Here is a 22,776-nt window from a genome sequence, read left to right as displayed (position 1 = left end):
AGTTACCTTGCCGAGATGCGATAGCGTTCGCCGTCCCGCGCCACCCGCCCCTCGCGTTCCAGCTTGATCAGATGCGCCAGGACCGAGCGCGACGCCGCCGGGTGCAGGCGCACGTCGACGTCCGCATACATGTGCGCGACCATGGCGGGGATCGTGTCGCGGCCCGCCGCGATGGAGGCCAGCACCTGACGCTCGCGGTCCAGCCGGTGCTCGCGATAGGCGGCGAGGAAAGGCCCCGGATCTGTCACCGGCGCGCCATGGGTCGGATAGAGGATGGCGTCGTCGCGGCCCTGCAGCTTCTCCACGCTCGCGATGTACTGCGCCATGTCGCCGTCGGGCGGCGTCACCACCGTGGTCGACCAGCCCATGATGTGATCGCCGGTGAACAGCGCCTTCTCTTCTTGCAGCGCGTAGCACATGTGGTTCGAGGTGTGGCCCGGCGTGTAGACGCATTCCAGGGCGAAGCCGTCGCCGCGCAGGATCTCGCCGTCTTCCACGCGGATGTCGGGCGTGAAGTCCATGTCGCCGCCGGCCTCGACCTTCGGGCCGTCGTCGCGCCCCGAACCGTGCGGCCCGAAGGCATAGGTCGGCGCGCCGGACCATTCTTTCAGCGGCCTGGCGGCCGGTGAATGGTCGCTATGCGCATGGGTGAGCAGGATGTGCGTCACGCGCCGCCCGTCCAGCACGCGCTTCAGGGTCTCGACATGCTCGGGCAGGTCCGGGCCGGGATCGATCACCGCCACGTCCTTGGCCCCCACGATGTAGACACCGGTGCCCATGAAGGTGAACGGGCCTGGATTGTTGGCGACGACGCGGCTGATCAGCGGCGTCACCCGCACCTCTTCGCCGTAGCGCGGCTCGAATGCGCGGATGAAGGGGATCGCCATGTCAGTCCTCGCCGTCCGATTGCGACCGCGCGTCGAAGCGTTCCTTGCGCAGGATCGGCGCGGGATGCGAGCGGTGCAGGATGCGCCCGAGCGTCTTGGGCCCGCGATGGGTGAAATGCTCCAGCATGTAGGAGAACCAGCGCACGCGGTGGCGCATGCGCTGGATGGCGCGGCGCATGGTGCGCGAATTCTCGATCAGGAAGGCGAGGCCGGCGCCCAGCGGCAAAAGGCCGATCAGCGGAATCGGCACCGGCGTGACGCACAGCACGGCGCCGAAGACCGTCAGCACCCAACCCAGCGTCAATAAAAGGACCTTGCGCAAACCGTTCCCGTCTTTCCAGGGGCGCGCAATAGATGGGCGAGACCGGCCCCTGCCGCAACAGGCAGCGCGCGAAATATTATTTCAGGCGCTCGGCCAAGGCCGCGAAGTCCGGCTCTCCGCGCCGCAAGGCGACGATGGGAACATCCGGCGCAAAGCGGGCGAGCGCGGCGGCGGTTTCTTCGAGAAGGACGGTGGAGTCGGCGCTCTCGTTGACGACCAGCGCGGCAATGTCGAGCTTCGCGGCGGCGACGACGCGGAGCGCCGTCAGCGTGTGGCTGAGCGTGCCCAGATAGGAGCCGGCGACGACGATCAGCGGCAGGCCGAGCGCGGCCAACCAGTCGAGCACGGTGTGCGTGCCGTCGAGCGGCACCATGATCCCGCCGACGCCTTCGATGAACAGCGTGCCGGTCCGCGCCGCCGCCGCGTCGCGGCAGAACCCGACCAGCGCCGCGAAATCGATGCCGCGGCCCTCGCGCGCCGCCGCCATGTCGGGGGATAGCGGCGCCGCGAAGCGCCAGGGCGCCAGCCGCGCCACGGCCTCGGGCGTCGCGGCTTCGCCCAGCGCACCCAGCAGCACGCCGGGATCGCTGGCGGCGGCGCTCGCCTCGTCATAGCCGCTGACCAGCGGCTTGAGCGCGGCGACGGGTTTGCCCAGCCGGCGCAGATGGCGGATCAGGCCGGCGGTGACGAAGGTCTTGCCGATATCGGTGCCGGTGGCGGTGACGAAGTAGGCGCTCATGACAGAACCCGTTCGCGCACGACGCGGGCAAGCCGCGCGATCTCGGCCTCGGGATGACCCGCGCTGAAGGCGAAGCGCAGCCGCGCCGTCCCCGCCGGCACGGTCGGCGGACGGATCGCGGTGACGAGGAAACCCTCTTCCTCCAGCATCGCCGAGGCGTCGAGCGCGGCCCGCTCGTCGCCCAGCACGACCGGCACGATGGGGCTCTCCGCCAGGGGCAGGTTGGCGAGGCGGGTGAATTCCCGTGCCTTGTGCAGCGGTCGGGCGCCGAGCCCCGGATCGGCCGCGATCACGTCGAGCGCCGCGATGGCGGCGGCGACGCTGGCCGGCGGCAGCGCCGTCGAATAGATCAGCGTGCGGGCGCGGGTCTTCACGAGGTCGACCGCCGCGCGCGAAGCGCACAGATAGCCGCCATAGGAGCCCAGCGCCTTGGACAGCGTGCCCATCTGGAGTTCGGCCCGCGCTTGCGGCGTCACCACCGCCAGCCCATGCGCATCGTCGGTCATCAGCCAGGCATCATGGGTTCGTGCGAGCGCCGACAATTGCGCCACCGGCGCCAGATCGCCGTCCATCGAGAACACCGTATCGGTCACGATCATCGCGTGGGTATGCGCCGCGCGATGCGCGCGCAGCAATTCCTCCGCATGGCCGGCGTCGTTGTGGCGGAAGGTCAGCACGCGCGCCTGCGACAGCCGCGCCCCCGCCCACAGGCAGGAATGCGCCAATTCGTCGACCAGCAGCAGATCACCCTCGCCGACCAGCGCCGGCACGATCCCGGCATTGGCGAGATAGCCCGAGCCGAACACGCAGGCCGCCTCGGTTCCTTTCAGCCGCGCCAGCCGCGTCTCCAGCGCCGCATGCAGCGGATGGTTGCCGGTGACGAGGCGCGACGCGCCGGCGCCGGCGCCGTGACGCTCGACGGCCGCGATGGCCGCCGCCTTCACCGCCGGATGCTGCGCCAGGTTGAGATAATCGTTGCAGGAGAAGGACAGCAGGCGCCGTCCGCCGCGCGTCACCCACACCCCGTCCTCGCGCACGGTTTCGCTCAGGATACGCCGCCGCCGCGCCGCTTCGAGCTGTGCGAGTTTCTTGAGGGCGAAAGCGTCGAGGCTGGACATGACACGCTCTTCTCCCTCGCCCCCGCGAAACGGGGGAGAGGGCGGGGTGAGGGGGCGGCGATGTCGATAACGGATGACGCCGCTTTCGGGTAGTGCTTATACAGATGCGATGACCGACCCCGCCTGGTACGCCGCCGGCCTGCCCCATATCTGGCTGCCCTATACGCAGATGAAGACCGCGCGCCCGCCGCTCGCCGCCGAGCGCACGCATGGCACGCGCATCGTGCTGGCCGACGGGCGCGAACTGGTCGACGGCATCGCGAGCTGGTGGACCGCGGTGCACGGCTACAACCATCCGCACATCGTCGCCGCGGTCGCCGCCCAGGCGGCGAAGATGCCCCATGTCATGCTGGGCGGGCTGGTGCACGAGCAGGTGCTGACGCTGGCGGCGCGGCTCTGCGCGCTCGCGCCCGGCGGCATGGCGCGGGCGTTCTTCTCCGATTCCGGCTCCGTCGCGGTCGAGGTCGCGATGAAGATGGCGGTGCAGTACTGGCTCAACCGGAACATCCGTGGACGGACGAAATTCCTCGCCTTCCGCGGCGGCTATCACGGCGACACCTTCGGCACGATGGCGGTGTGCGATCCCGACGAAGGCATGCACAGCCATTTCGCCGGCGTATTGCCCCAGCATCACGTCATCGCCCTGCCGCGCGACGAAGAGTCCGTCGCCGCCTTCGACGCCTTCCTCGAACGCCACGCCCACGAGCTCGCCGGCATCCTGGTCGAGCCTCTGGTGCAGGGCGCCGGCGGCATGCTGTTCCACGACGAGCATGTCCTGCGCCGGCTGCGCACGGCGGGCGACAAATACGAGCTGCTCCTGATCTTCGACGAGATCTTCACCGGCTTCGGCCGCACCGGCGCGATGTTCGCCTGCGAGGCCGCCGGGATCGCACCGGACATCGTGACGGTCGGCAAGGCGCTCACCGGCGGCGCGCTGCCGCTGGCCGCGACTCTTGCGACCGCGAAGGTGTTCGATGCCTTCTGGTCCGACGATCCGGCGCATGCGCTGATGCACGGCCCGACGTATATGGGCAACGCGCTGGCCTGCGCCGCCGCCAACGCCTCGCTCGATCTGTTCGAGGCCGAGAACCGGCTGATGCAGGCCGTCGATATCGCCGCGGCGCTGACCAAGGGGCTGGGTCCCTGCCTCGGCATGAAACGCGTGAAGGACGTCCGCGTGCGCGGCGCCATCGGCGTGGTCGAGCTCGACGCCATCGACGATCTCAATGCGCTGAAAGCGCGGCTGGTCGCGCAGGGCGTGTGGGTCCGCCCCTTCCGCAACATCGTGTACCTGACGCCGGCGCTGACCATCGATGAAGACGATTTGACGACACTGACGCGCGCCGTGGCGGCGGTGGTTCGCGATCTGTAGCCTCTCCCTTCGCCTTCGGAGCCGGCCGCGGGAATCTTGCCCGATCCTTCCTCAACGCCACGTTGACCCTGCGTTTGCCGCCACCTAACGTCCGGCGAAAATTCGGGGAGGCCCTCATGAAGCTCTACAATTCCATCGGACCCAATCCGCATGTCGTGCGCATGTTCCTGGCGGAGAAGGGCCTCACCCTGCCGACGCAGGACGTGAACCTCATGGCCGGCGAGAACCGCCAGGACGCGCACCTGAAGCGCAATCCGCACGGCCAGATGCCGACGCTCGAGCTCGACGACGGCTCCTACCTCTCCGAGATCACCGCGATCTGCGAATATATCGAGGACAAGAACCCGACGCCCGCGCTGGTCGGCACCACGCCGGAGGAGAAGGCCGAGACCCGCATGTGGACGCGCCGCGTCGACCTCAACATCTGCGAGCCGCTGGCCAACGGCTTCCGCTTCGGCGAGGGCCACGCCTTCTTCAAGGACCGCATCCCCACCGCGCCGGAGGCCTCGCCCGGCCTCAAGAAGATCGCGCAGGACCGCCTCAAATGGCTCGACGGCCAGCTCGCCGGCAAGCAGTTCCTGTGCGGGAACCGCTTCACCCTCGCCGATATCCTGCTCTACTGTTTCCTGGCCTTCGGCATTTCGGTCGGCCAGCCGATCAGTCCGGAGTGCAAGAACATCACCGCCTGGTTCGAGCGCGTGGGCGCGCGGCCTTCCGCCAAGGCCTGATTTCTTACGCCATGAAGTTCCGCGATTAAGCATGTGACGAGAATTCCCCTCAAATGAGGGGAAGGAGATGCTTAACATGCCGGCATGGGCGAGGACGAAGTCGAAGGTGCGAAGCGCCACACGGCTCGGAATATCTGGGCGGCGTGTATCGCGATCCTGATCGGACCGGCGGCGATGGCGTGGGTCGTGCGCCTCGTCGCGCTCGGCGCGCAATGCGCGCCGGGTCCGGAGGCGTGCCGCGGCCTGGCGCTCGGCGGCGGCCTGCGCGACGCGCTCGGGCTCACCTGGGCGATCAATTCCAATTCGCTGGTCCTGCTCATCATCGCCTTCGTGGCGGCGATCGCGAGCCTGGTCGCCCGCCGTCCGCTGCGCGCCGCGCTGACCTTCCTGCTCCTGCCGCTGGCGGCGCTGATCGTGCCCATGGCGGTGGTCTTCGCCTCGATGTATCCGGGCTGCACGGTGAGCGAGGCCGGCATCGGAAGCTGCACGCTGTGGGGCGCCGAGATGGGGATGAGCTTCCATTCCGCCGCCGCCGTGCAATGGCAGATCTACGGCTTCGTGCCCTATTCCTTCTCGCTGGCGCTGGTGCTGGGCATCGTCGGCCTGTTCCTGATGCGCCCGCGCCCGGTCGGCCACGCCATCGCCAACCCGCACCGCATGCCCGACGAGCGCTTCGGCGATCAGGACTGAGGCGGCGTCAATACGCCTTGCCGTCCAGCGCGCGGGCGAAGCCGCCGATCGTGCGATAGAGATACCACACCAGGAACGCCAATCCGGCGAGCCACAGGATCGGCACCGTTGCAACCAGGCCGCCCACCAGGGGCGGCGGGGGATGTCCGTCGGTCGCGATCAGCGCGTAGATCAGCGTCGACAGCGCCGGCAGGATCAGCACCAGCGCCGCGCCGGCGAGCACCACGCCGACCCAGAACACGCGGATGAGATTGCGCATATGGCTTTCCCATACCGTGCCCCGCGCCTCGTCGCGCTTGATGTAGGCGAGGATGACGCCGGCGATCGCGGTGATGCCGTTGACGAGCGCGAGCAGGAAGAGGCCGTAGCAGATCAGCGAGACGACGCGCAGCTCGCCCTGCGCCGGCGCGTCGGACACCGCCTCAGACATAAGGTCTCGACTCGATGGCCGCGACCAGGCCCTTGATGGTGCGATAGAGGAAATAGAGGAAGGCCGCGCCGATCACGAAGATGCCGATCACCAGCCAGGCGGTCGCCACGCCGACGACGAAGAGGACCAGCCAGATCCAGAAGGCCTGGATCGCGTTTTCGAAATGGCTTTCCCAGATCGTGCCGCGGCTCTCGTCGCGCTTCACATAGGCGAGGATGACGCCGACCAGCCCCGCGATGCCGCAGGTCACGACCGCGCCGATATAGAGTCCGTACACGATGATGGCCAGCGTCCGCGTGTCGGTTGACGGCGACGAAACGGCCGGCATGGCGGGCTGCGGTGCGGCGTCTGTCAACTGTTCGTCCCCGGAACCACTTACGAGATGTGGGGTTTAAGAGTGTGCCCGTCAAGGATGCGGGAAATTTCGCCGTATTGTGCGGTGCACACAAACGGATCGGCTTCATAAGCCCGGCCTGAGGGATTAGGCTGGAACTCGCCCCCAAAAAGGACCCCCAAGACCATGCAAGCCTTTGCCAAGCTCGCCGCCATTGCGGCCTTCGCCACCGCCCTGCTGGGCGCCTCGGCCGCCCAGGCCTCGGACGAAACCGAGCTCCTCTCGCGCGCCAACCGTACCGTCAGCCATTTCCGCAGCGACCCCGCTTTCGCGCAGGCCGCCCGCATGATCCATGGCGCCCGCGCCGTGCTGATCGTACCCCGCCTGGTCAAGGGCGGCTTCATCTTCGGCGCCGAGGGCGGCGAAGGCGTTCTGCTCAAGCGCAGCGGCCGGACCTGGAGTTCGCCGGCCTTCTTCTCGCTCGCCTCGGCCTCTTTCGGCCTGCAGATCGGTCTGCAGCAGGCGGAACTCGTGATGATCATCATGACCGAGCGTGGCCTGCGCGGCATCCAGCAGGGCGAAGCGAAGCTCGGCGCCGGCGCCGGCCTGACCGTCGTGACGCTGAGTTCGGCGGCCGAGGGCGCCACCACCGTGCGCGGCGGCGACATCATCGTGTGGAGTTCGGGCACCGGCGCCTATGGCGGCCTGACCTTCAACGGCTCGATCGTGAAGGCGAACGACGATTCGAACCGCGATTTCTACGGCCGCAATGCGACCGTGTCCGGCATCCTCGCCAACCGCTTCACCAACCGCGCGACCCGCACGCTGCAGCGCAATCTGGCCACCGTCTGGTAAGGAAAGAACGATGAGAACGCGCGATGTATTGATGGGCGCCGCCATCGCGGCGCTGCTGCTGGCGCCGCTGCCGGTGCTGGCGGCGGACCCCGCGGGCGAGATCGTCACCGCCCAGACCCATGCCGATCTGGCGAGCCAGGCGTCCGACATGGCCGGCACGCAGATGCATTTGCATCATGCGCTGAACTGCCTGGTCGGCCCCGGCGGTCCGGGCTTCGACCCGAAGAACATGAACCCCTGCGCCAATTCGGGTAACGGTGCCATTCCCGACACCGCCGACGCGGCCAAGAAGAAGAAGCTCGAAGCGGCGGCCGACACGACGCGTGCCGGCCTCGCGGCGGCCGATCTCAAGACCGCGCAGAAGGACGCCACCGACGCGGCGACCGAACTGACGGCGATAAAGTAAGAAAGAGACTTTCCTCCCCCGCCGTTGCGGGGGAGGAAATTTCTTAAACCGGATTGAGCGCGCCCGTGCTGAGCAGCATGGTGAACAGGCGGCGCAGGTTCTGCGCCTGCGGTTCGAGGCTCGCGATATAGGTCCGATGGCGGTTCAGGTCGGGCCGCGCCCGAAGACCGCCTTCGAGTTCGATCACCCAGCCTTTCGCGATCAGCCTGGCCACCTTGCGCCGGACCGTCTCGCGCGGCAGGCCGGTGGCGCGCGCCAGCGCCATGCGGTTGATCAGAAGCGTGTGCTCGGGCGGGATCGTCGCCTGGTAGCTGCCATAGGCCTCGCGCAGCTTGGGATCGTTCATCACCTTCTCCGAATTGCGGTTGGAGATGGTCAGGAACAGGACCGCCGCCTCGTAGTCGTGGTCGAACACCTCGCTCATGCCTTCGGCCGAGCGCAGGATGAACTCGGCGACGCAATGGGCGATGAAGCGCGAATAGGGATGATCGCGCACCGAGGGGCCGGGATCGGGAAGCTGCGCCTCCGGCGCCGGCATGGCGTCCTTCGCGATGACGCGTTTCGAACGGGGCGCCTTGGTTCCCTGCATGTCCATCTCCAGCCAAACCCGAGCCGTCGCGCGCGGCAAAAAGCGATTGTCGCAAGAGTCGCGCGGACGAACTAGCCCAGATCGATCCCGTTGGCCTTGAGCTCCCGGAAAAGCTGCCGCAGCAGGCCGAGATTGAACTGCGACAGGTCGGCATTGTTGCCCAAGCCGATGGGATTGTCCGGCGAGAAGACGATACCGTCGGGCCGCTCCATCAGGATTTTCTTGCCGATCAGCGCCGCGACGCGCCGGCGGACGGTCTCGAGCGGCACATTGATCGCGCGGCTGACCGCATTGCGGCTGACGCCGATCCGCGCCGGCGCCGGGTCGGACAGATCGCCCGTCCCGCCGCCGCCCGGCAGGTTGAAATTCGAGATCGTGGTGATGAGCAGAAGATCGAGCATGTCGACCGGAAAGCGGCGCAGGACTTCGCTGGCGATCGCCATCATGTAGGCGATCGAGAGGCGCCCGGCGATACGGGCCTCTTCCGGGTTCGACATCGATTACTCCACGCGATTGCGAAACCTGGTGCGCCGACGCCGAACGCGTCCGACAAGGCCGGCGCAATCACAACGAGCGAAATTGTCGGCCTCGCGTACCAATAGTCGGCGAGGGACGCCACGGCTCCGGTACCCGATTTGGGTAAATGGATATCGCGGCCGTCCTCCGAACCGGGACCATCCGCGCGCCGACAACCGGTCATCAACACTTTTGCGCCACTGTTCACCGGATGAGGAACGAAAAAGGCAGGAACCTCGCCATCTTGCGGGCGTTGCTTTTCACGTCGCCGCGGCTGGAAGCCAGCGGCGAAAAGGGAACGGTATGCGGGCGCCAAGCTTAAAAAGACGTCATATTGCGGTGCAGGACCGGCCGGACTGGCTGCCGCACCCCCTGCTTATGCAGGTCATCGTTGCCCTGTGGATCGCCGTCGCGGCCTTGCGGGTCCTCGAAGGGCCGCATTTCTGATCAGGTGCGCTGCGCCGCCCGGCGCTTCTTGTAATCGCCGCGTTCGACCTGCTCGTTCATTTCCTTCCGCCATTGCGCCGTCAGCCGCGTGCGCGGGATCGGATAGCGCTCGGCCGTGAAATCGGCGGCGCGCACGCGGTCGGTGCGGAAGCTGCGGAAGGCCTTGCGCAATTCGCACCAGCCCACCACCACGCGCACCGTATCCCAATAGCTGACCGCGATCGGCCAGATCGTGCGTTCGGTCTCGCGCCCCTGCTCGTCGCCATAGGCGAGGCGGATCTTGGTCTGGGCATGGATCGCGGCGCGCACCCGCGCCATGTCGACCGCATCGGTCTCGATGCACCGCCAATTGGGCGAGTGCAGCGTGGAATCGAGCGCCAGCGGCTTCAGATGCGCCGGCACCACCGCGCCGATCTTGGCGACCAGGTCGCGCGCCGCGCGCACCAGGCCTTCGTCGCCGCGACCCATCACCCATTGCGCGCCCAGCATCGCCGCCTCGATCTCGTCGGCCGTCAGCATCAGGGGCGGCATGTCGAAGCCGTCCTCCAGGATATAGCCGATGCCGGCCTCGCCGCGGATCGGCACGCGCTCCGCCAGGAGCTGCGCGATGTCGCGATAGACCGTGCGCAGCGAGGTCTCCAGCTCCTCCGCGATGTCGTTCGCACGGATCGGATGGCGCTTGGACCGGCGCAGGATCTGGATGATCTGGAAAAGCCGTTCCGCCCGTCGCATGGCCGCCATCGTTCGCTCGCCCCACCCTGCTGCCAGACTGCTGACAGCATGTTGTCAGGAGGCGACGCTCAAGAAAAGGCGGCTATTTCGAGGGACCTGCGCGATGATCACCCTGTACAGCTTCGGCCCGGCTTTCGGCCTGCCCGACCCCAGCCCTTTCGTGATGAAGACCGAGACCCAGCTCCGCATGGCCGGGCTTTCCTATGCCCGCGAGCGCGCCGCGCCGCCGCAATCGCCCAAGGGCAAGGTGCCCTTCATCGCCGATGACGGCGTCCTGATCGCGGATTCGACCTTCATCCGGCACCACCTGGAAGAGGCGCATGGCGCCGATTTCGATTCCGCGCTGACGCCGCAGCAGAAGGCCGTCGCCTGGTCGGCGGAACGGATGCTGGAGGACCACCTCTATTTCGCCCTGCTGCACGCGCGCTGGATCGAGGACGCCAATTTCGCGAAAGGCCCGGCGCATTTCTTCGACGGCGCGCCGGAGGGCGTGCGGGAGGGCGCGCGCCAGCAGGTGCGCGCCTATCTGCACGGCCAGGGCCTCGGGCGGCACACGCCGGACGAGATCGTCTGGCTGGCGGGGCGCAGCCTGAAGAGCCTTTCGGTCCTTCTGGACGACAACCGCTTCCTGATGGGCGACGACCCATGCGGCGCCGACGCCACCGCCTTCGCCATGCTGGCCGGCATCCTGACGCCGTTCTTCGAATCCGGCCTGCGCGACGCGGCGCTGCGCCACGACAATCTGGTCGCCTATGGCGAGCGGATGATGCGCCGCTACTACCCCGACTTCGAAAGCGCCGCCGTCTGACGCCTCAGTCGTTCACCGGCTCTTCGCCTTCGCCGATCTTCGACGCCACCCAGTCCATGATGGCGAAGAGCAGGCCCGAGACGATGAAGGTCATGTGCAGGCCGATCATCCAGCCCAGCCTTGCATTGTCGACCGGCTGGGTGAAGTCGCTGATGGTCATGAAGGCGCGCAGGAGCGAGATCGCGCTGATCGCCACGATGGAGCCGATCAGCTTCATCTTGAGGCCGGAGAAATCGAGCGTGCCCATCCAGTCCGGCCGGTCCTCGCTCTCGCCGGTGTCGATCTTGCTGACGAAATTCTCGTAGCCGGAGAACACCACGATCAGGACGAGGTTCATCGCCAGCGACAGGTCGATCAGCGACAGCACCAGGAGAATGATCTCCTCGTTCGTCATATGCATGACGAGCGGCAGCGCCTCGATCAATGCGCGGCCGAAGGTAATGAGCAGCATGGCGAGCGAGACCACCAGCCCGACATAGGCCGGCGCCATCAGCCAGCGGGAATTGAAAAGGATGCTTTCGAGAGCGGCTTCGATGAGTTTGCGCTGGTGCATGGTGTCGGTCGCTCCAAATCCGCGGGCATTGTGCCTGAATTTCGAAGCCGGCGGGAAGGCGGCTTCGGGCGGAGCGAATCACGCCGTGGCGAGCGCCGCAACCGGCTGGAGGTCTTTTATCGGCTCGCGCACGACAACGCTGAGCAGCAGCCCCTCATGCGCGACGACGAAGCGGCGCGCGAGGAGCTCTTCGACATGGGCGGCGGCGGCGTCCGACAGCTCGCCGGGCCGGCGCGGGCGCTCGAAAAAGGCGAGCGCATCGTCGGCGCCGTCGGCAAGCGGCGTCAGCGACGGCAGGGCGAAGCCCCGCGTGTCCGCCACGATCAGCTTGCCGCCCCCGGTCCGCATCAAGCGGAGCCTGGGCCTGGCGCCGCCCCGCCACAGGCTGTGCCAGCGGTCCACCGCGGCGGCCAGCTCGGCGCGCAACGGCGCGTCGTCGAGCAGCGGCGTCGTGTAGCGCCCCCAGAAGTGATAGGCGATGTCGTCGAGCGGCGCGTCCGGCGGGTAGAGACCGTAATAGCTTTCGAACGGCACCGATCCGGCGATGCCGAAGCTTTCGCTGTCGCTGTGATAGGGGCTGAAGCGATCGAGCATGATGCGCGAAAAGCCGTCCGGCGGGCGCAGATGCGCGATCAGCGGCATGAGCGCCAGGGACTCGCGATAATGTTCGCGCGTCTCGCCCGGAAAGCCGTAGATCAGGTTCCAGCCGACCCGCATCCCATAGGTCTCGCAGAGACGCAGCAGGGTGATGTTCTGGTGCGCCGAGACGCCCTTGCGCATCAGCTTGAGCACCGGGGTCGAGAGGGATTCGATCCCCGGCTGGATCGAGGCGATGCCGGCGCGCCGCATCTGGGCGATCTGCGCCTCCTTGAGATTCGCCTTGACCTCGTAGAACAGCTCCGGGCGATGCGCCTTGGCGGCCAGGCGCGGCAGGACGTTCGCGAAAAAGCTGGTCGGCATGATGTTGTCGACGGTGCGGACCACCCGCCCCGGCCACCGCGCCGCGACCTCGGCGATCTCCTCGACGACGCGGTCGGCGCTTTTTTCGCGGAACGCCATGCCCTTGGCGTTGAGGCCGCAGAAGGTGCAGTGGTTCTTGACGCCCCACCAGCAGCCCCGCGAGGATTCGTAGTCGGCGTAGTGCGGCAGCGCGGCCGGCAGCCGGCCGGCGTCCTGGAGTTCGCGCAGCGCCGCCATGAAATCGGATTCGTCCGCGGCGGGGGACGCCGCCATGTCCGAGACGGGTTCGCAGGCGACGATGCGCGACGCCGGCCGCACGCCGCGGCGCAGATAATCCTCGCAGAACGCCGGAAAGACGGTGTCGCCTTCGCCGTCGAAGAAATAATCCACGCAGTCGAACACGCGGGCGAGGCCGGTCGCCATCACGCCCGCGACATTCGCGCCGCCGATCACGATCAGCGCATCGGGCAGCGCCACGCGCACGCGCCGCGCGATCGCGAAGGCGCCCATGTTCTGCTGGAAGGTGCTGGTGAGCGCGACGATGCGGGGGCGGTGCGCCGCGATGGCGGCCACGACCTCGTGCAGATGCGCGGCGATCGCCGGTTCCACAGCGGCAACGAGCTCGCGCGAGCGCGGCGGCAGGTCGCCGTCCGGAATCGTCGCGAGGATCTCGGGCGGGTAGGCGAAGGGCTTGAAGACGTATTCGCCGGTCTGCTTCGTCGGCAGGATGGCGCAGATTTCCTCGTACACGTCGTAACCGACGCGCGCCGCCAGGAGGAGATTGGCGTAGACCGAGCCGACCGTGAGGCCCTGGGCCCGGCAGGCCGCCGTCAGCACCGAGACGCCGATCGGCGTGTGCTGCACCGAGGAGAAATCCGGCACAACGAAGCAGACGTCCGTCTGGGCGGCGGTCATGCGAATTCCTCGGCCACCACCGTAGCATGCATCGCGTCTTGCAGTGCATCTTTCTGTCAGCAGGCGGCCGGTGCCGGGCTGCAAAGGCGGTCCTGGCCGCTTATATTGGCGGCATGGCACACAACAACGGCATGGTTCCGCGCGGCAAGGGACGCCCTCCCAAGGGTATGAGCGAGGCCGCGGCGAAGTTCCGGGACGCGGTGGAGGCCGTGCCGCTCGTGCCGGCCGGCGATGCCTACGATCCCGCGCCGCCCCCGATAGGAAACCTGCCGCTGCATGGCGCCACCGGCGCGGAACTCGCCGGTTTCGTTCCCCACCGTCCCGCCCGCCCGGAGAAATCCGAAGGCGGCAAGCGCTTCCAGCTGGTCAGCGAATACACCCCCGCCGGCGATCAGCCGACCGCCATCGGCGACCTCGTCGCGGGCCTGAAAGGCGAGGGCCTCGGCACCGGCGAGGGCGCACGGGTGCAGGACGACCCCGACGCCGGAGGCGTCCGTCAACAAAACAACATCGTCAATCACGGCATCATCGGCGAGCGCGACCAGGTCCTGCTCGGCGTCACCGGCTCGGGCAAGACCTTCACCATGGCCAAGGTGATCGAGGCGGTGCAGCGCCCCGCCCTCATCCTCGCCCCCAACAAGACGCTCGCCGCCCAGCTCTACAGCGAGTTCAAATCCTTCTTCCCCGACAACGCGGTCGAGTATTTCGTCTCGTATTACGACTACTACCAGCCCGAAGCCTATATCCCGCGCACCGACACCTATATCGAGAAGGATTCCTCCATCAACGAGGAGATCGACCGCATGCGCCATTCGGCGACGCGCGCGATCCTGGAACGCGACGACGTCATCATCGTCGCCAGCGTCTCCTGCATCTACGGCATCGGCGCGGTGGAGACCTATTCCGGCACCGCCGTCACCATCACGCGCGGCAAGAAGCTCGACCGCATGGCGATGCAGCAGCAGCTCAGCGCGCTGCAGTACCGCCGCAACGACAACAATTTCACGCGCGGCGCCTTCCGCGTGCGCGGCGACACGGTGGACATCTTCCCGGCGCATTACGAAGACCGCGCCTGGCGCGTCGAGCTGTTCGGCGACGTGGTCGACGGCATCACCGAATTCGATCCGCTCACGGGCCGCCCCGCCGGCACGCTCGACGCGATCAAGGTCTACGCCAATTCGCACTACGTCACGCCGCGCCCGACGCTGCAGCAGGCGCTGAAAGGCATCAAGGCCGAGCTCATCACCCGCCTCGCCGAATTCCGTGCGCAAGGCAAGCTGCTCGAAGCCCAGCGCCTGGAGCAGCGCACCAATTTCGACATCGAGATGATCGAGGCGACCGGCTCCTGCGCCGGCATCGAGAACTATTCGCGCTGGCTCACCGGCCGCAAGCCCGGCGAGCCGCCGCCGACCCTGTTCGAATACATCCCCGACAACGCGCTGGTGTTCTGCGACGAGAGCCATGTCACCGTGCCGCAGATCGGCGCGATGTACAAAGGCGACTACCGCCGCAAATACACGCTGGCCGAATACGGCTTCCGCCTTCCCTCCTGCATCGACAACCGGCCGCTGAAATTCGAGGAATGGGATGCGATGCGCCCCGCCACGATCTATGTCAGCGCCACGCCCGGCCCCTGGGAGATGGAGCGCACCGGCGGCGTCTTCACCGAGCAGGTGATCCGCCCGACCGGTCTGATCGATCCGCCGGTCGAGATCCGGCCCGTCGAGCACCAGGTCGACGACCTGATCGCCGAATGCCGCGACATCGCCAAGAAGGGCTTCCGCGCCCTGGTCACCACGCTGACCAAGAAGATGGCGGAGGATCTGACGGAATACATGCACGAACAGGGCATCCGCGTGCGCTACATGCACTCCGACGTGGAGACGCTGGAGCGCATCGAGATCATCCGCGACCTGCGCCTTGGCGCCTTCGACGTCCTGATCGGCATCAACCTCTTGCGCGAGGGTCTCGACATCCCCGAATGCGCCCTGGTCGCGATCCTGGACGCCGACAAGGAAGGCTTCCTGCGCAGCGAGACCAGCCTTATCCAGACCATCGGCCGCGCCGCGCGCAATGTCGACGGCAAGGTCATTCTGTATGCGGATCATATCACGGGCTCGATGGAGCGCGCCATGGCCGAGACGAGCCGGCGCCGCGAGAAGCAGCGCGCCTACAACACCGCGCACGGCATCACGCCCGCGAGCGTGAAGAAGAACATCGCCGACATCATGGGCAGCATGTACGAGCGCGACCATGTGATGGTGAACACCGGCGTCGGCGAGGACGGCCGTGAATTCGTCGGCCACAACATCAAGGCGACCATCGCCGACCTCGAAAAGCGGATGAAGGAGGCGGCCGCCGACCTGGAGTTCGAGGAAGCCGCGCGCCTGCGCGACGAGCTCAAGCGGCTGACCGCGACCGAACTCGCCATCGCCGACGACCCGTTCGCCCGCCAGTCCGAGGTCGACCGCGCGGTGGACGACGCCTTCCTCAAGGCGGTGCGCGACGGCGCCGGCGACGGCGAAGACGGCGCGTCGGCGCAGCGGGGACCGAAGCATCAGAAGACCAGCCGCGGCGCCCGGATGAAGCGTGCCAGCCGGCCGGGCGTGCCCAAGACCTTCGGCAGCCGCAGCCGCTAGGGTCCGTAGCAGGCGGAAACCCAATTCCACTGTCATGGCCCGCGAATGCGGGCCATCCAGGTGACATCGCCTCGCTGATTCAGGTCGATGTTTGATGAAGCGGGATGGCCGCAGTCGCGGGACATCACAAGCAACGGGTTCGTTTGCCGTCGATTGCGCAGCCTTGAGCGGCTAACACGGCATCCGAGCCGCCCCTCCATGATTTCCCGCGTCCGAACGGACATGATATGCAAGTTCCCGAGTCGCATTTGCGCCTGACGCCGGACTCTCGGCGGCACCCGTCGATCGATGGCCGGAAAGGTTGCCGCGACATGCATCTGGTGCTTTCGAGCCGGCGCAACGCCGCGGTGTTCGCCCATTGGATTCACGCCCGCGACGACCGCGACCTGCCGGCGCGCGCCGACATCGACCCCAACTCGATCAAGGCCGAGCTGCCTTACGTCTACATCGCGCAGGTGATGACGGACGACGACGGCATCTGGTTCAAGTTCCGCCTGATGGGCGGCAACCTGGTACAGAACTTCAAGATCGAGGGCTCCGAGCGCATCCTGCTCGACCTTCAGATCGGCGGCTGGGAGGAGGAGTGGCGCAAGAACCTGCTCTGCGCCGTGAAGATGCGCATGGCGGTGGTGGACGAGGCGACGATCACGACCGAGAGCGGCACGACGCTGAACATCGAGCACCTTGCGCTGCCCTTGTCGGAGGACGGCATCAAGGTCGACCGCGTCCTGGGCGCGATCGATTTCCTGACCAAGTCGGAATACGATTTGAGCGTGGTGCTGCCGCAGGTGAGCTGGTCGACGATCAACCAGATCGAGCTGGAGAAGCGGATCATTATTTCGAATCTGCGGATACAGCTTTAGTTAGAGCGCGCCGCTAGCCAGAAGATGCCTGCTCCGCCCCCCGACTAGGACTTGCTCAAGGCAGTGGGTTATGCGGCGCCGAGGATTCCATCTCCCCGGGAGCTGAGGAGATCGATCCGGCAAAGCCGGATCAGGCATGGAATTGGGAAAGCGCGCGCCAGTTGAAGCAGCGAACTGGCCGAACTTACCGGAGAGCGTCGGAGCAGGCGCCGGTGAAACAGCTATTCTGAAAAGATATAGACGTCTGAATATCTTCCTTCGCTTACTTTGATCAGACCTTCTTTGTGAAGCATCTTCAACCCTTGCTCCACCTCTTTGGCTTTGTAGCCATTGTGAAGCGCCAAGATGTGGTTCGTTAGATCGCTGCGCCTTACTGATATTTTATCGTCAAGGTAGTGGATTATCTTGAGGGTAAGGGCTCGTGTCCGCTTCTTGGCCCCTTTTGACGCACTCTTTAGCGATCTCCGAAGGGCCTGCTCGAAGCGCAATGTAAATGGATGATTCTTTGTGTACTCGCCCAACAGTTCGGAAAGCCTAGCCTCATTTTTGTACTCCCGACGTCGCTTGCCTGCGAGGTCGGAAATAATTGCGGCCCCGCCTCCGCGTCGAGTCCCCATTTGGTGAGTGTTTAAGTAAAGCGCGCTTTGAACCCCCATAGCTTCAGCATAACCAAATTCGAGAGAGACATTGGCATTGCCGCCTGAAACATCAAATATGGCGCCGCTGGATGACTCCAGTTTGCCTTTAATTAGCCCGAGAAGATCCTCTGCGGAGTGCTCCTTCTCCTTTCCAACAATAATGAAAGAGACCGGATATTTTTTCGAGAACCTCTCCGTGATAGTGATGTATTTTGGCCTGACAGTTTTCCATGGGCACCCTATAAAAATCTGATTTGCGATAGGCCCAGTTGGGACACGTCTTTTGCGTACATTGGCTCGCTTGCCGGCCATATAAACCCCTTAAATCACGCTTCTGATAATAGCCTCACCAGTTCGTTCTTCTCGCGCGTTCTTTTAGCTGCCGAGTTATGGACATAAGTATTCCAACTTGGCTTATAGCCATCATCGGCTTGCGCCCCCCAAGACGTCCAACCCTCGCGACGTCCGCGCGCAAACATCTCCAAATACGGCCCTTCGGAACACGCCTCGATAATCGCGTATTGTTCGTCCGGTTTGCGGGAATGTTCCTGTTTGCGCGTCGCCAGAAAATTCACCTGCCGTCGCCCCGGCGCGAGCGTGCGGATGTTCTTACCGCGCACGCCAAACAGAACCATCTCGGTCACGTTGCGGAAATAGAACCCGACCCCACGCCCGTCCGGTCCACCGTCCTTGCGCACCTTGTGCCAGATAAGATTGGTCTTGTAGGTGAACCCCCACGCCTCCAATACGCGCAGTCCGTCCGGCATCAGCGCGTTCGGCACCCAGAGATAAAGATGCGCGCGGTCGCGCGCGACCTGCGGCACGGGCAATGCGCAAATCTCCTCGACCGTCATCGTCTCGTAGCGGCTGAGACGCTTATGCTCGGGCGCCATCTTTCCCGTACGGTTGGCGAAGCGCCAAGGCGGATCGGCCAGCACCGTCCCGAAACGCTGATCGCCGACAAAGGCGCGAAGATCGTCAGATGCTGTCGTCGACATAGCATTCCTTTTTGATCGCGAAGGCGACGATGGGGCATCCGCCACCGCCGCCGCCTTCGATGCGCGGCAGCAGTTTGGAAAAGTGCGTCGTCGAATTTCCGTAACTCGACCCTTTGCCGAGCGCATTGAAAATGGTCTGCAATTCCGTCGCCCGGGTCACGATGACGCCGACATCGATGACGCGCAGGTCGAACAACAGCCGGAAATTGTTGAGATCGCGATCATAGAACGGATCCTTGTTGTTCCACTCGACTTCGAGCGCAATCCGATTCTTGTAGCAGTCGACGGAATGTGTGGGCGACGGGTGCGGGACGCCATCCACGATAATCTTTGTGTCAAACGCCTTCTCACGCCATTCACGCGCAATGAGCGCGCCGTCGATTTTGCCTGCGATGTCCGACTTGCTGCCGCCCGGCTTGAGAATGTCACTCTTGAGCAACTGAAAATTCCGAAGAGCGTCGAGAATATCGTTCCACTCTTGCGGGTGCGCCGCCGAAAGTATGGCGATGCCGTGCCGCCACTCCTGGACGTAATAGCGGTCGGTGATCTCCTTCGGGACAAGGGGATGATTCGACATGGAATGAGCATGCGGGTTCGCCCATCGAGCGTCCAATGTTCCTATTATGTTCTCATTGGAAAAAGCCCGCAAGCCCCTTCGCGATCAAAATCTTCCAAGTTGCGTCGCTCACCCCACCGCAAACCGCTTCGCATTTCGCGCCTTCGCCTTCGCCGCCTCCTCCGCGCGATCCCGCGGTGGGGCGTGGGTGACGAGCGACGCCAGCAGGTGCTGCGCGGCGTGGGTCACCTCGTCCACCGCGCGGTCGAAGGCGGCCTGGTTCTGCCTGGCCGGGCGCGCCGTGCCGCTCAGCTTGCGGACGAATTGCAGCGCGCTGGCGCGGATCTCCGCCTCCGTCGCCGGCGGGGCGTTCGGGCCGAAAAGGTCCACTGGACCTTTTCATAGTGGCCCTCACTTGTGCAGCGTCTTGATGTTGCGGCACATGGAACGGTCCTCGAAATCTCCGCCGCCAGTCTAGCGCAACCTGCGCGGCCGCGCGGGGACGTCTTGAAAGAAGGCCGGCCGGCGCTACGTCTTTCGGAACCTTTCGAACAGGAGGACGCGATCGCTTCGCCTACGCCGTGCCGCGGCATTGTCCAGGCCCTTTTCCCCGCCGGATCAAGCGCCTGCGACCCGAACCGCCGAATCGAACCGCGTTTTCGCTTCGAAAGCCCCGCCTCAGAGCAGGCCCCGCACACGCTCTGGCGGGCGGCACAGGCGGGCGCCCTTCGGCGTCTCCACGATCGGGCGGTTCAGGAGGATCGGGTGCACGGCCAGCGCGGCGAACAGCGCCGCGTCGCCCGCGCCGGCCAGCCCGAGTTCGGCGAAGACCGCTTCCTTCTCGCGCATCATGCCGGCGGCCAGGCCGGGCCAGGCGGGGCCCGCATCCGCCGCCAGCGCCGCGGCCAGGCGTTCGAGCGCGGCGCGCGGCAAGGGCGTCTTCAGGTATTCCACCACGCGCAGTTCGAAACCGTCCCGCGCCGCGACCTCCTTCAGGATCGCGAGGCAGCCGCGCGAATTCGAGCAGGCGGGATTGTGGTAGATGGTCACCGTCATCGCGTTTTCTCCTGCCGCATACCGTTCGTGTACGGACGATTATCCGTCCCGAAGCGGCGATTTGCGGGCGCATTGTATGTTGGCGGCAAAGAGCCTATACAGACGCCACGTGGTTCTTACGTCTCGTCAGACGAAGCGCTCTTGTTGATATCGACCCGCCAAAGGCGCGCCGGACGACACGGAACCCTTCCCCCACAAAACTGATGCTTCGCGACCCCCGTCCGAACGCGCATGTCGCGCGCGCGGAAAATCGTACATACCAGGAAAACGACAATGACGATCGGTACCGTGAAATTCTTCAATTCCGCAAAAGGTTTCGGATTCATCGCGCCGGATGGCGGCGGCAAGGACGTGTTCGTGCATGCCACCGCGCTCGAGGCGGCCGGCATGCATTCGCTGAACGAGGGCGACAAGCTCTCCTTCGACGTCCAGCCCGACCCCAAGGGCAGCAAGGCCGTCAATCTCAAATCGGCCTGAACGATCGGCGCGCGGCGGGCCTTCGGGTCCGCCGCCGGCGCTTTCTAACGAAAGGATCCGTCCATGGCCGCCTACCACAATCCCTTAAGTCCGCCGGCCCGCGCCGCCGCGCATCGCAAGGCGATGGACCAGTTCGCCGTGCCGCGCCAGGCGAGTTCGGTGATCCAGCAGGAACTCTCCCAGGCCCGCAAGGCGACCGACGCGAACACCGCCAAGCTGCGCGCCCTGCGCCTCGCCAAGGAAGAGACCGACCGCGAAGCCGCGGCGCTCGCGGCCGCCAACGCGCCGCCGCCCAAGGCGCGGAAGCCGCGCAAGAAGATGGTGATCGGCTAAAGCAGGGGCCCGTCGGGCGCCGCCGTCTCGGACGGCGATTCGGCCAGCGGCGGCGTGACGTCCGCCACCGCATAGCCCAGCGCCAGAAGACGCTTGATCTGGATCGCGGCATCGACCGCGTTCTGCGTCGTCATCTGCGACAGGCTCCACGGCGTCTCGGGCCGGCGATAGCGAATTCTGTGCACGACGTTCACCGGCGCAGGCCCCAGCGTCCCGCAGCGCCGCGTGCCGTCGCGTTCGGCGGCGTGCCCAGTGCGCGGCCGAAGCCCTCGGCCCAGCGGTCGCGTTCGCGGCCCTCGGCGTAAGGATTGAGCGCCGCCATGCCGCGCCGCTCCAGCACCGCGGCCTGCGCCGGCGACAATTTCCACGCCGCGTTCCAGCCCTCGGCATATATGCGGCTCAATTCGAAGTCGTTGCTCATGCGGATCGTCTTTCGCTCAGTATTTCTTGCGCCGCGCCAGGCGGGCCGTGTTGTGACGGCGCCCGGCGTCCAGATGGGCCTGGGCGGCGCCGTCCGGCTCTTCCGCACCTTCGTCGCGCGCCAGGGCCTTGCGCAGATCCTCCGGATCGATGCGCACATATTCGGTCGCGCCGTCATGGGTGATGTGCATCACCGTCGCGCAGCGCTTCCACACGGCGAAGGAGACTTCGTCGATCGACTCCTCTTCGGTGTCGACGGTGTAGGTGCCGGCGGGCTCGACGCGCTCGAAACCGTCCAGAACGAAAGGACGGCGGAAGGTCACCGTCCGGCTCAGCATGCGCGTGGACATCGTTCCGTCCTTCGGTTGGCGCCAGCGGCGGCGAGACGCCGAAGCGTTGAGCTCCGGCAATCCGCCGCCGCGGTCTCCGGCGCGGCACACGCAATCCCGCGCAAACGGGGCCACTCGCGTGGCACGCCAGGCGCGAGGCGACCGGTGCACGCCGGAAATCGAACAGGCTTTCGGGGAGGCAAAGATTTGCCGCTCATACTCATATGGGCCTGCCCGGCCGCCATTACAAGCAAGGCGCGGTCGCAGGAGGCGCCGCGATGGCGCTTCGCGGTGCAAAAGGCCGCCTCTGCGGCGTGGATTGTAAATGACCCCGCAAGCGAGTATACCATGGCCACGTGGTTCTTACGTCCCGTCAGACGAAGCGCTCCCGTCGATACGACCCGCCGTGATACGCGCGCCGAACCAACCGGAAAACTTCTGACAAGCTGATGCCTTCGTTCTTTCCGCGCCGCCTTCGCATGTGTGGGGGCGGAAACTCTGTTGTCGGGAAATACTGCAATGACTATCGGTACCGTGAAGTTCTTCAATACCTCCAAGGGCTTCGGATTCATCGCGCCGGAAGGCGGCGGCAAGGACGTGTTCGTCCACGCCAGCGCCGTCGAGGCGGCGGGCATGCGCTCGCTCGCCGAAGGCCAGAAGGTGTCGTTCGACATCCAGCCGGATGCGCGCGGCTCCAAGGCGGCCAATCTCAAGGCCGTCTGATGCGTGGCTAACGCTTCGAAGCGGCCGGTGGCGGAACTTCCGCCGCCGGCCGCTCTTTTTTGGGAAAACGGAGACCTCATGCAGAAGACCACCGAGCCCAAGCCTGCGGAGCGCGACGGCGCCCGGCGCCGGGCGCAGAACCATTTCGAACTGGCCGAGGCGCGCACCACCCTCGTCAAGCAGATGGTCGACGCCGAACGCAAGGCACTCGACACCAAGACCGAGAAGCTGCGCGCGCTGCGTCTCGCCAAGGAAGAGGCCGACCGGATCGAGGCCGCCAACGCCCCGCCGCCCGCGCCCAAGACGCGCAAAGCCAAGACCGTCAAAGCCGTTTGAAGCCGCC

At 66.0% G+C, this 22,776-nt stretch carries 31 protein-coding genes; 12 read left to right on the top strand and 19 right to left on the bottom strand.

The window, feature by feature from the left end; all coding sequences use genetic code 11:
• Positions 1–2: 2 nt before the first annotated feature.
• The 4 genes from WDN01_19075 to WDN01_19060 all read right to left on the bottom strand — a co-directional run bounded on the left by WDN01_19075 (position 3) and on the right by WDN01_19060 (position 3,066).
• Positions 3–887, bottom strand: coding sequence for an MBL fold metallo-hydrolase (locus tag WDN01_19075; protein MEJ0028135.1), 885 nt, complete (start codon positions 885–887; stop codon positions 3–5).
• A 1-nt stretch (position 888) separates the two neighbouring features.
• Positions 889–1,209 carry a hypothetical protein gene (locus WDN01_19070; GenBank protein MEJ0028134.1) on the bottom strand — a complete coding sequence of 107 codons (321 nt, stop codon included), beginning with the start codon at positions 1,207–1,209 and terminating at the stop codon, positions 889–891.
• Between the two features lie 76 nt (positions 1,210–1,285).
• Positions 1,286–1,948 carry a dethiobiotin synthase gene (gene bioD, locus WDN01_19065; protein MEJ0028133.1) on the bottom strand — a complete coding sequence of 221 codons (663 nt, stop codon included), beginning with the start codon at positions 1,946–1,948 and terminating at the stop codon, positions 1,286–1,288.
• The gene (locus WDN01_19060; GenBank protein ID MEJ0028132.1) at positions 1,945–3,066 is read right to left on the bottom strand and encodes an aminotransferase class I/II-fold pyridoxal phosphate-dependent enzyme; all 1,122 of its coding nucleotides are present in this window, start codon (positions 3,064–3,066) and stop codon (positions 1,945–1,947) included. Before WDN01_19060 ends, bioD begins: the two co-directional genes overlap by 4 nt.
• A 109-nt stretch (positions 3,067–3,175) precedes the next feature.
• Between WDN01_19060 and WDN01_19055 the strand changes: the two genes are divergently transcribed.
• The 3 genes from WDN01_19055 to WDN01_19045 all read left to right on the top strand — a co-directional run bounded on the left by WDN01_19055 (position 3,176) and on the right by WDN01_19045 (position 5,856).
• Positions 3,176–4,438 (top strand): adenosylmethionine--8-amino-7-oxononanoate transaminase, encoded by a 1,263-nt coding sequence (locus tag WDN01_19055; GenBank protein ID MEJ0028131.1) that lies wholly within the window; start codon positions 3,176–3,178, stop codon positions 4,436–4,438.
• Positions 4,439–4,554: 116 nt separating this feature from the next.
• Complete coding sequence (locus tag WDN01_19050) at positions 4,555–5,166, top strand: glutathione S-transferase (GenBank protein ID MEJ0028130.1); 612 nt, start codon at positions 4,555–4,557, stop codon at positions 5,164–5,166.
• A gap of 84 nt (positions 5,167–5,250) precedes the next feature.
• Complete coding sequence (locus tag WDN01_19045; protein MEJ0028129.1) at positions 5,251–5,856, top strand: hypothetical protein; 606 nt, start codon at positions 5,251–5,253, stop codon at positions 5,854–5,856.
• 7 nt (positions 5,857–5,863) lie between these two features.
• On the opposite strand, the gene WDN01_19040 is transcribed toward WDN01_19045, so the two are convergent.
• The gene (locus WDN01_19040; GenBank protein ID MEJ0028128.1) at positions 5,864–6,286 is read right to left on the bottom strand and encodes a hypothetical protein; all 423 of its coding nucleotides are present in this window, start codon (positions 6,284–6,286) and stop codon (positions 5,864–5,866) included.
• Positions 6,279–6,641 (bottom strand): hypothetical protein, encoded by a 363-nt coding sequence (locus WDN01_19035; GenBank protein MEJ0028127.1) that lies wholly within the window; start codon positions 6,639–6,641, stop codon positions 6,279–6,281. Before WDN01_19035 ends, WDN01_19040 begins: the two co-directional genes overlap by 8 nt.
• Before the next feature lie 165 nt (positions 6,642–6,806).
• On the opposite strand from WDN01_19035, the gene WDN01_19030 reads away from it, so the two are divergent.
• A complete protein-coding gene (locus tag WDN01_19030; protein ID MEJ0028126.1) occupies positions 6,807–7,475 on the top strand; it encodes a lipid-binding SYLF domain-containing protein in 669 nt (222 codons plus the stop codon).
• 10 nt (positions 7,476–7,485) lie between these two features.
• Positions 7,486–7,881: a hypothetical protein gene (locus WDN01_19025; protein ID MEJ0028125.1), complete on the top strand. Its 396-nt coding sequence runs from the start codon at positions 7,486–7,488 to the stop codon at positions 7,879–7,881.
• Positions 7,882–7,924: 43 nt separating this feature from the next.
• Here the strand turns inward: WDN01_19025 and WDN01_19020 are convergent, their stop codons facing one another.
• From WDN01_19020 to WDN01_19010, 3 genes are all read right to left on the bottom strand, one after another.
• Complete coding sequence (locus tag WDN01_19020) at positions 7,925–8,470, bottom strand: hypothetical protein (GenBank protein ID MEJ0028124.1); 546 nt, start codon at positions 8,468–8,470, stop codon at positions 7,925–7,927.
• 71 nt (positions 8,471–8,541) lie between these two features.
• A complete protein-coding gene (locus WDN01_19015) occupies positions 8,542–8,967 on the bottom strand; it encodes a hypothetical protein (GenBank protein MEJ0028123.1) in 426 nt (141 codons plus the stop codon).
• A gap of 466 nt (positions 8,968–9,433) precedes the next feature.
• The gene (locus WDN01_19010; protein MEJ0028122.1) at positions 9,434–10,174 is read right to left on the bottom strand and encodes a YafY family protein; all 741 of its coding nucleotides are present in this window, start codon (positions 10,172–10,174) and stop codon (positions 9,434–9,436) included.
• 94 nt (positions 10,175–10,268) lie between these two features.
• Between WDN01_19010 and WDN01_19005 the strand changes: the two genes are divergently transcribed.
• The gene (locus tag WDN01_19005; GenBank protein ID MEJ0028121.1) at positions 10,269–10,973 is read left to right on the top strand and encodes a glutathione S-transferase family protein; all 705 of its coding nucleotides are present in this window, start codon (positions 10,269–10,271) and stop codon (positions 10,971–10,973) included.
• A gap of 4 nt (positions 10,974–10,977) precedes the next feature.
• Here the strand turns inward: WDN01_19005 and WDN01_19000 are convergent, their stop codons facing one another.
• Both WDN01_19000 and WDN01_18995 read right to left on the bottom strand, forming a co-directional pair.
• Positions 10,978–11,526: a TIGR00645 family protein gene (locus WDN01_19000; protein ID MEJ0028120.1), complete on the bottom strand. Its 549-nt coding sequence runs from the start codon at positions 11,524–11,526 to the stop codon at positions 10,978–10,980.
• Between the two features lie 78 nt (positions 11,527–11,604).
• Positions 11,605–13,401, bottom strand: coding sequence for a RiPP maturation radical SAM C-methyltransferase (locus tag WDN01_18995; GenBank protein ID MEJ0028119.1), 1,797 nt, complete (start codon positions 13,399–13,401; stop codon positions 11,605–11,607).
• A gap of 113 nt (positions 13,402–13,514) precedes the next feature.
• Here WDN01_18995 and uvrB point away from each other — a divergent pair, with 113 nt between their 5' ends.
• Positions 13,515–16,040 carry an excinuclease ABC subunit UvrB gene (uvrB, locus tag WDN01_18990; protein MEJ0028118.1) on the top strand — a complete coding sequence of 842 codons (2,526 nt, stop codon included), beginning with the start codon at positions 13,515–13,517 and terminating at the stop codon, positions 16,038–16,040.
• A gap of 311 nt (positions 16,041–16,351) precedes the next feature.
• On the top strand, positions 16,352–16,903 hold the full coding sequence (locus WDN01_18985) for a PAS domain-containing protein (GenBank protein ID MEJ0028117.1): 552 nt from the start codon (positions 16,352–16,354) through the stop codon (positions 16,901–16,903).
• A 221-nt stretch (positions 16,904–17,124) separates the two neighbouring features.
• Here WDN01_18985 and WDN01_18980 read toward each other — a convergent pair whose 3' ends face one another.
• From WDN01_18980 to WDN01_18960, 5 genes are all read right to left on the bottom strand, one after another.
• On the bottom strand, positions 17,125–17,853 hold the full coding sequence (locus tag WDN01_18980) for a hypothetical protein (protein ID MEJ0028116.1): 729 nt from the start codon (positions 17,851–17,853) through the stop codon (positions 17,125–17,127).
• A 14-nt stretch (positions 17,854–17,867) separates the two neighbouring features.
• Complete coding sequence (locus tag WDN01_18975) at positions 17,868–18,539, bottom strand: MT-A70 family methyltransferase (protein MEJ0028115.1); 672 nt, start codon at positions 18,537–18,539, stop codon at positions 17,868–17,870.
• On the bottom strand, positions 18,520–19,116 hold the full coding sequence (locus WDN01_18970; protein ID MEJ0028114.1) for a BglII/BstYI family type II restriction endonuclease: 597 nt from the start codon (positions 19,114–19,116) through the stop codon (positions 18,520–18,522). The genes WDN01_18975 and WDN01_18970 overlap by 20 nt, the downstream gene beginning before the upstream one ends.
• Before the next feature lie 108 nt (positions 19,117–19,224).
• Positions 19,225–19,485 carry a DUF2277 domain-containing protein gene (locus tag WDN01_18965; protein MEJ0028113.1) on the bottom strand — a complete coding sequence of 87 codons (261 nt, stop codon included), beginning with the start codon at positions 19,483–19,485 and terminating at the stop codon, positions 19,225–19,227.
• Between the two features lie 288 nt (positions 19,486–19,773).
• Complete coding sequence (locus WDN01_18960; GenBank protein MEJ0028112.1) at positions 19,774–20,151, bottom strand: ArsC/Spx/MgsR family protein; 378 nt, start codon at positions 20,149–20,151, stop codon at positions 19,774–19,776.
• A gap of 273 nt (positions 20,152–20,424) precedes the next feature.
• Here WDN01_18960 and WDN01_18955 point away from each other — a divergent pair, with 273 nt between their 5' ends.
• Together WDN01_18955 and WDN01_18950 are read left to right on the top strand one after the other, a co-directional pair.
• Positions 20,425–20,628, top strand: coding sequence for a cold-shock protein (locus tag WDN01_18955; GenBank protein MEJ0028111.1), 204 nt, complete (start codon positions 20,425–20,427; stop codon positions 20,626–20,628).
• A 63-nt stretch (positions 20,629–20,691) separates the two neighbouring features.
• Positions 20,692–20,961: a hypothetical protein gene (locus WDN01_18950; protein MEJ0028110.1), complete on the top strand. Its 270-nt coding sequence runs from the start codon at positions 20,692–20,694 to the stop codon at positions 20,959–20,961.
• Here WDN01_18950 and WDN01_18945 read toward each other — a convergent pair.
• Genes WDN01_18945 through WDN01_18935 form a run of 3 tightly spaced genes read right to left on the bottom strand, consistent with a single transcriptional unit; the run spans position 20,958 to position 21,731 of the window.
• Positions 20,958–21,146, bottom strand: a complete 189-nt coding sequence (locus tag WDN01_18945; protein MEJ0028109.1) for a hypothetical protein — start codon at positions 21,144–21,146, stop codon at positions 20,958–20,960. The two genes, WDN01_18950 and WDN01_18945, sit on opposite strands and share 4 nt — an antisense overlap.
• Before the next feature lie 5 nt (positions 21,147–21,151).
• Complete coding sequence (locus tag WDN01_18940) at positions 21,152–21,382, bottom strand: hypothetical protein (protein MEJ0028108.1); 231 nt, start codon at positions 21,380–21,382, stop codon at positions 21,152–21,154.
• A 16-nt stretch (positions 21,383–21,398) separates the two neighbouring features.
• The gene (locus WDN01_18935; GenBank protein MEJ0028107.1) at positions 21,399–21,731 is read right to left on the bottom strand and encodes a hypothetical protein; all 333 of its coding nucleotides are present in this window, start codon (positions 21,729–21,731) and stop codon (positions 21,399–21,401) included.
• Positions 21,732–22,229: 498 nt separating this feature from the next.
• On the opposite strand from WDN01_18935, the gene WDN01_18930 reads away from it, so the two are divergent.
• Positions 22,230–22,433, top strand: coding sequence for a cold-shock protein (locus tag WDN01_18930; GenBank protein MEJ0028106.1), 204 nt, complete (start codon positions 22,230–22,232; stop codon positions 22,431–22,433).
• A 78-nt stretch (positions 22,434–22,511) separates the two neighbouring features.
• Positions 22,512–22,769 carry a hypothetical protein gene (locus tag WDN01_18925; protein ID MEJ0028105.1) on the top strand — a complete coding sequence of 86 codons (258 nt, stop codon included), beginning with the start codon at positions 22,512–22,514 and terminating at the stop codon, positions 22,767–22,769.
• Positions 22,770–22,776: the final 7 nt, after the last annotated feature.

Source organism: Rhizomicrobium sp., from assembly GCA_037200985.1.
Classification (GTDB): domain Bacteria; phylum Pseudomonadota; class Alphaproteobacteria; order Micropepsales; family Micropepsaceae; genus Rhizomicrobium.
This window is presented reverse-complemented; position numbering and strand designations above follow the sequence as displayed.

Coding starts and splice junctions, on each gene's coding strand:
- WDN01_19075 (MEJ0028135.1), bottom strand. CDS start 887: ATGGCGATCCCCTTCATCCGCGCATTCGAGCCGCGCTACGGCGAAGAG.
- bioD (MEJ0028133.1), bottom strand. CDS start 1,948: ATGAGCGCCTACTTCGTCACCGCCACCGGCACCGATATCGGCAAGACC.
- WDN01_19060 (MEJ0028132.1), bottom strand. CDS start 3,066: ATGTCCAGCCTCGACGCTTTCGCCCTCAAGAAACTCGCACAGCTCGAA.
- WDN01_19055 (MEJ0028131.1), top strand. CDS start 3,176: ATGACCGACCCCGCCTGGTACGCCGCCGGCCTGCCCCATATCTGGCTG.
- WDN01_19050 (MEJ0028130.1), top strand. CDS start 4,555: ATGAAGCTCTACAATTCCATCGGACCCAATCCGCATGTCGTGCGCATG.
- WDN01_19045 (MEJ0028129.1), top strand. CDS start 5,251: ATGGGCGAGGACGAAGTCGAAGGTGCGAAGCGCCACACGGCTCGGAAT.
- WDN01_19040 (MEJ0028128.1), bottom strand. CDS start 6,286: ATGTCTGAGGCGGTGTCCGACGCGCCGGCGCAGGGCGAGCTGCGCGTC.
- WDN01_19030 (MEJ0028126.1), top strand. CDS start 6,807: ATGCAAGCCTTTGCCAAGCTCGCCGCCATTGCGGCCTTCGCCACCGCC.
- WDN01_19025 (MEJ0028125.1), top strand. CDS start 7,486: ATGAGAACGCGCGATGTATTGATGGGCGCCGCCATCGCGGCGCTGCTG.
- WDN01_19020 (MEJ0028124.1), bottom strand. CDS start 8,470: ATGCAGGGAACCAAGGCGCCCCGTTCGAAACGCGTCATCGCGAAGGAC.
- WDN01_19015 (MEJ0028123.1), bottom strand. CDS start 8,967: ATGTCGAACCCGGAAGAGGCCCGTATCGCCGGGCGCCTCTCGATCGCC.
- WDN01_19010 (MEJ0028122.1), bottom strand. CDS start 10,174: ATGGCGGCCATGCGACGGGCGGAACGGCTTTTCCAGATCATCCAGATC.
- WDN01_19005 (MEJ0028121.1), top strand. CDS start 10,269: ATGATCACCCTGTACAGCTTCGGCCCGGCTTTCGGCCTGCCCGACCCC.
- WDN01_19000 (MEJ0028120.1), bottom strand. CDS start 11,526: ATGCACCAGCGCAAACTCATCGAAGCCGCTCTCGAAAGCATCCTTTTC.
- WDN01_18995 (MEJ0028119.1), bottom strand. CDS start 13,401: ATGACCGCCGCCCAGACGGACGTCTGCTTCGTTGTGCCGGATTTCTCC.
- uvrB (MEJ0028118.1), top strand. CDS start 13,515: ATGGCACACAACAACGGCATGGTTCCGCGCGGCAAGGGACGCCCTCCC.
- WDN01_18985 (MEJ0028117.1), top strand. CDS start 16,352: ATGCATCTGGTGCTTTCGAGCCGGCGCAACGCCGCGGTGTTCGCCCAT.
- WDN01_18980 (MEJ0028116.1), bottom strand. CDS start 17,853: ATGGCCGGCAAGCGAGCCAATGTACGCAAAAGACGTGTCCCAACTGGG.
- WDN01_18975 (MEJ0028115.1), bottom strand. CDS start 18,539: ATGTCGACGACAGCATCTGACGATCTTCGCGCCTTTGTCGGCGATCAG.
- WDN01_18970 (MEJ0028114.1), bottom strand. CDS start 19,116: ATGTCGAATCATCCCCTTGTCCCGAAGGAGATCACCGACCGCTATTAC.
- WDN01_18960 (MEJ0028112.1), bottom strand. CDS start 20,151: ATGACGGTGACCATCTACCACAATCCCGCCTGCTCGAATTCGCGCGGC.
- WDN01_18955 (MEJ0028111.1), top strand. CDS start 20,425: ATGACGATCGGTACCGTGAAATTCTTCAATTCCGCAAAAGGTTTCGGA.
- WDN01_18950 (MEJ0028110.1), top strand. CDS start 20,692: ATGGCCGCCTACCACAATCCCTTAAGTCCGCCGGCCCGCGCCGCCGCG.
- WDN01_18940 (MEJ0028108.1), bottom strand. CDS start 21,382: ATGAGCAACGACTTCGAATTGAGCCGCATATATGCCGAGGGCTGGAAC.
- WDN01_18935 (MEJ0028107.1), bottom strand. CDS start 21,731: ATGTCCACGCGCATGCTGAGCCGGACGGTGACCTTCCGCCGTCCTTTC.
- WDN01_18930 (MEJ0028106.1), top strand. CDS start 22,230: ATGACTATCGGTACCGTGAAGTTCTTCAATACCTCCAAGGGCTTCGGA.
- WDN01_18925 (MEJ0028105.1), top strand. CDS start 22,512: ATGCAGAAGACCACCGAGCCCAAGCCTGCGGAGCGCGACGGCGCCCGG.